Origin of the sequence: Sphingomonas glacialis, from assembly GCF_014653575.1 — a bacterium.
Taxonomy (GTDB): domain Bacteria; phylum Pseudomonadota; class Alphaproteobacteria; order Sphingomonadales; family Sphingomonadaceae; genus Sphingomonas; species Sphingomonas glacialis.
Genome location: NZ_BNAQ01000048.1, coordinates 1 through 540, shown reverse-complemented (window position 1 = coordinate 540; position 540 = coordinate 1). Strand labels below are relative to the sequence as shown.

The window sequence follows — 540 nt, the reverse complement described above, 5'->3', positions numbered from 1 at the left end:
GTGCGTACCATGAGCACACTGGCTGGTGGGTACTGGCCTGAGAGCTATCATTGCGGATCGGTGTGGGCCCATGACAGTGCCATCGTGATGAATGGTCTTCGTGCAGAAGGTTATGAGGCGGAGGCACTGCGCGTGGCTGATGGACTGGTTCGCGCTGCCGATGCTTTCGACTACCAGATTCCGGAATTGTACTCAGGTGATTCGGGGGAGAACAGTCCCTCTCCGTATCCTGCGGCTTGCCATCCGCAGGCGTGGTCGGCGGCCTCTTCCGTATCGGTGCTGTCGTTGTTGCTTGGACTGGAGCCCTGTTCTACGGAGCCGACTCCATCCGAGTCTCCTTTGGCTCGAGGATTGCGGCTGAATCGGAACTGAAATGGAGCATTATCCGGCGGGATTGGGGGTTATGCCGTTGCGCGCCGACCTTAGCGGGGCGAACCGTTGACTCGGTCGTGGTTTTGCCCCGCTGAGACGGGCTCGGTGGGGTGGTCTTTCGGTTTAATCGCCGTTTTGCCCCGCTGAGTGGTTGTTAGTGTGGCAATA

The 540-nt window shown here is 59.1% G+C and carries 1 pseudogene; it reads left to right on the top strand.

What is annotated here, in order from left to right:
- Positions 1–372: pseudogene (locus IE187_RS21600) on the top strand (hypothetical protein); the annotation flags it as partial.
- Positions 373–540: the final 168 nt, after the last annotated feature.